The sequence below is a fragment of the Dactylosporangium sp. NPDC050688 genome (assembly GCF_040654515.1).
In the GTDB taxonomy this organism is placed as follows: domain Bacteria; phylum Actinomycetota; class Actinomycetes; order Mycobacteriales; family Micromonosporaceae; genus Dactylosporangium.
This window is the reverse complement of record NZ_JBFAIC010000045.1, coordinates 92,956-97,049: the sequence shown is the minus strand read 5'-3', so window position 1 is coordinate 97,049 and position 4,094 is coordinate 92,956. Positions and strand designations below refer to the sequence as shown.

Here is a 4,094-nt window from a genome sequence, read left to right as displayed (position 1 = left end):
GCGCGCACGCGCGTGAGGCTGCCGCGCGCCAGCGCAGGCAGTGCGAGCGCAGCGAGCATGGGGGGCTCCGGGGTGGGAACCCCCCGGCCGGCCCGGCGACAGCCGCCGAAGCTAGAGACTGCCGCCCGAAGCTAGGAACCGTTCTCGCGGAAGCGGTTGGTGATCGGGAGGCGGCGGTCGCGGCCGAAGGCCTTGATGGAGATCTTCGTGCCGGGGGCGCTCTGGCGGCGCTTGTACTCGGCCAGGTCGACCATGCGCAGGGTGCGGTCGACGAGGGCGGGGTCGTGGCCGGCGGCGACCAGGTCGTCGCGGCCGAGGTCGCCGTCGACGTAGCCGGCGAGGATCGCGTCGAGGACCTCGTAGTCGGGCAGGGAGTCGGCGTCGAGCTGGCCGGGGCGCAGCTCGGCGCTGGGCGGCTTGGTGATCGAGCGCTCCGGGATCGGGGGCACGTCGCCGCGGCGTTCGGCCTCCTCATTCCGCCAGCGGGCGAGCTTCCACACCAGGGTCTTCGGTACGTCCTTGAGCGGGTTGAACGCGCCCACCGAGTCGCCGTACAGGGTGGAGTAGCCGACGGCCAGCTCGCTCTTGTTGCCGGTGGTCAGCACGAGCGGGCCCTCCTGGTTGGAGATCGCCATCATGATGACGCCGCGGACGCGGGCCTGCAGGTTCTCCACGGCGAGGCCGGACAGGGCCATGTTGGCCAGGAAGCTGTCGACCATCGGCTGGATCGGCTCGACGCGGTAGTCCAGGCCGGTACGGCGGGCCATGTCCTCGGCGTCGTCCTTGGAGTGCTGCGAGGAGTGCTCGCTGGGCAGCGACACGGCCGTGACGTTGTCGGGGCCGAGGGCGTCGCAGGCGATGGCGGTGACCACGGCCGAGTCGATGCCGCCGGACAGGGCGATCGCGACGCCGCGGAAGCCGTTCTTGCGCACGTAGTCGCGCAGGCCGAGCACCAGCGCCTGCCAGATCTCGGCCTCGTCGGTGACCCGGGCGGCGATCTCCGGCGCGGGCGCAGGCTGGCCGCTGTCCGCCACGCTGTCGGAGATGAGGACGTTGACGACCCGCATCTCGGCGCTGTCGACGGCCGGCGGGGTCGGCTCGGCGGCGGGCAGGTCCAGGTCGAGGACCATCAGCTGCTCCGCGAACTGCTGCGCCCGGGCGATCAGTGAACCGTCGGGGCGCACGACCATCGAGTCGCCGTCGAAGACCAGCTCGTCCTGGGCGCCGACGGTGTTGACGTAGGCGACCGTCGCCCGCGCCTCCGCGGCCCGGCGGGCGACCAGGGCGAGCCGGGTGTCGTCCTTGTTCAGCTCGTACGGCGAGCCGTTGATGTTCACGACCAGCCCGACCTTCGCGGCGGCGGCGACGGCGAACGGGCCGCCCTCCTGCCATAGGTCCTCGCAGATGGTGAGGGCGATGTCGACGCCACCGACCCGCACGACGGTGAGGGTGTCGCCCGGCTCGAAGTAGCGGTCCTCGTCGAAGACGCCGTAGTTGGGCAGGTGGTGCTTGAAGTACGTGGCGACCTGCTTGCCGCGGTGCAGCACGGCGAGCGCGTTGCGCGGGCCGACCTCGTCGGCGTCGAGGTAGCCGACGATGACGACGGTCTCGCCGAGGCCGTCGGCGGCCAGCTGGGCGGCGAGGTCGTCGACGGCGCGCTTGGAGGCGGCCACGAACGACCTGCGGAACACCAGGTCCTCGACCGGGTAGCCGGTCAGCATCATCTCCGGGAACGCCACGACGTGCGCGCCGGCGCCGGCGGCCTTGCTGGTCCAGCCGTGTACCAGGGAGACGTTGCCGGGCAGGTCACCGACGGTCGGGTCGATCTGGGCGAGCGCGAGGCGCAACCGGGGCATGCCTCAAGTGTGGACCAGACCCGCCGCCGGTGCGCCTGTGACCTTCGCTCCAGTGTCCCGGTGGCGGCCCGCCCGACACAGGACGTTCACACCAGTGCCGGGCGGCATAGGCAGGTCCGGTAACTTGTGCGTAACACCTTCGGGCGAGACTTGCCCGAATTGGCCCGTAGACACCGCAGCTCGTGGGGGAACCACCGTGGACCGTCAGCAGGAGTTCGTGCTCCGGACGCTCGAAGAGCGCGACATCCGCTTCGTGCGTCTGTGGTTCACCGACGTGCTGGGCACCTTGAAGAGCGTCTCGGTCGCGCCGGCCGAGCTCGAGTCGGCCTTCGAGGAGGGCATCGGCTTCGACGGCTCGGCGATCGAGGGCTTCGCCCGGGTGTACGAGTCGGACATGGTCGCCATGCCCGACCCGACGACGTTCCAGGTCTTCCCGTTCGAGGGGGGCATGTCGGGGGAGTCCGCCCGCATGTTCTGCGACATCACCCTGCCCGACGGGTCGCCGTCCTGGGCCGACCCGCGCCACGTGCTGCGCCGGGCGCTGTCGCGGGCGGCGGAGAAGGGCTTCACCTTCTACACCCACCCCGAGATCGAGTTCTTCCTGCTCGAGTCGCTGGGCGAGCACGGGGCGCTGCCGGTCCCGGTCGACACCGGCGGCTACTTCGACCACACCACCCACGCCGTCGCCCGCGACTTCCGCCGCCAGGCGGTCCTCGCCCTGGAGCGGATCGGCATCTCCGTCGAGTTCAGCCACCACGAGGTCGCCCCCGGCCAGCAGGAGATCGACCTGCGCTACGCCGATGCGCTGACCACCGCGGACAACATCATGACGTTCCGGCACGTCATCAAGGAGGTCGCGCTCTCCCACGGGGTGCATGCGACGTTCATGCCGAAGCCGTTCACCGACCAGCCCGGCAGCGGCATGCACACGCACCTGTCGCTGTTCGAGGGGGAGCGCAACGCGTTCCACGACGCCAGCGACCCGATGAAACTTTCAAAGGTCGGCCAGGCGTTCATCGCGGGCCTGCTGGTGCACGCCCGGGAGTACACGGCGATCACCAACCAGTGGGTGAACTCCTACAAGCGGCTGTTCCCGCAGACCCTGGCGAACCGGATCACCGAGTCGCCGGCGTACGTCTGCTGGGGCCACACCAACCGCTCGGCGCTGGTGCGGGTGCCCGCCTACGGCAAGCCCAACTCGGCCCGCGTCGAGGTCCGCTCGCTGGACTCGGCGACGAACCCGTACCTCGCCTACGCGGTGATGCTCGGCGCCGGCCTGCGCGGCATCGAGCAGGGTTACGAGCTGCCCCCGGGCGCCGAGGACGACGTGTGGGCCCTCACCGACGGTGAGCGGCGCGCCGCCGGCTACGAGTCGCTGCCGGAGAACCTGTCCCAGGCGGTCGACGCGATGGCCGGCTCCGAGCTGGTCGCCGAGGTCCTCGGCGAGCACGTCTTTGACTTCTTCCTCAAGAACAAGCGGACCGAGTGGGAAGAGTACCGCCGGGTCGTGACCCCCTTCGAGCGCGAGCGCTACCTGGGGATCATGTAACGGCCGGTCAGCCGTAGCGCTCGGTCTTGACGCTCCTGGCGTCATGGCCGAGCGCCACCATGATGTCCGCCACCGTCTCCACGAAGCCGGTCGGCCCGCACACGAAGACCGCCGGCTGGAAGTCCGCCGGCCATGCGTGGGTGTTGACGTCGGCGACGCCGACCCGGGAGCCGCGGACCCGCGTGTACACGTACTGCACGTCGAGGCCCCGGTCGTCGCGGGCGCGCCGGCGCAGCTCGTCGGCGTAGATCACGTCCTGCGGGGTGCGCGCGGAGTACAGCAGCCGGAACGGGGTGCGCACGCCCAGCTCGGCGCGCGAGCGGATCATCGCCATCAGCGGCACGATCCCGGACCCGCCCGCGACGAGCTGGACCGGTGCCGGGTCGGCGGGCCGCCAGACGAACCAGCCGCCGATCGGCCCGCGCACCTCCACCGGCTGCCCGACCTCGTACACGTCGGTGAGGAACGGGCTGACCTCGCCGTCCTCCAGGCGCTGGACGGTGATCTGCAGGCCGGACGCGGACGCGATGGAGTAGCTGCGCTGGGCGGTGTACCCGTCCTCGGCGGTGAGCCGCACGTCGACGTGCTGGCCCGGCAGGTGCCCGGGCCAGTCGGGCACGTCGAAGGTCAGCGTCCGCGCCGTCGGCGTCTCGAACGTCGCCGCGGACAGCACCGCCTTTCTCCAGCTC

The 4,094-nt window shown here is 71.2% G+C and carries 3 protein-coding genes; 1 reads left to right on the top strand and 2 read right to left on the bottom strand.

The window, feature by feature from the left end:
- Positions 1–131: 131 nt before the first annotated feature.
- The gene (locus AB0H83_RS33780; RefSeq protein ID WP_360102170.1) at positions 132–1,856 is read right to left on the bottom strand and encodes an NAD+ synthase; all 1,725 of its coding nucleotides are present in this window, start codon (positions 1,854–1,856) and stop codon (positions 132–134) included.
- Between the two features lie 196 nt (positions 1,857–2,052).
- Between AB0H83_RS33780 and glnA the strand changes: the two genes are divergently transcribed.
- On the top strand, positions 2,053–3,405 hold the full coding sequence (gene glnA / locus AB0H83_RS33775; RefSeq protein ID WP_360102169.1) for a type I glutamate--ammonia ligase: 1,353 nt from the start codon (positions 2,053–2,055) through the stop codon (positions 3,403–3,405).
- Positions 3,406–3,412: 7 nt separating this feature from the next.
- On the opposite strand, the gene AB0H83_RS33770 is transcribed toward glnA, so the two are convergent.
- Entirely contained in the window at positions 3,413–4,078 is a 666-nt protein-coding gene (locus AB0H83_RS33770) for a ferredoxin reductase (RefSeq protein ID WP_360102188.1), read from the bottom strand.
- Positions 4,079–4,094 lie beyond the last annotated feature (16 nt).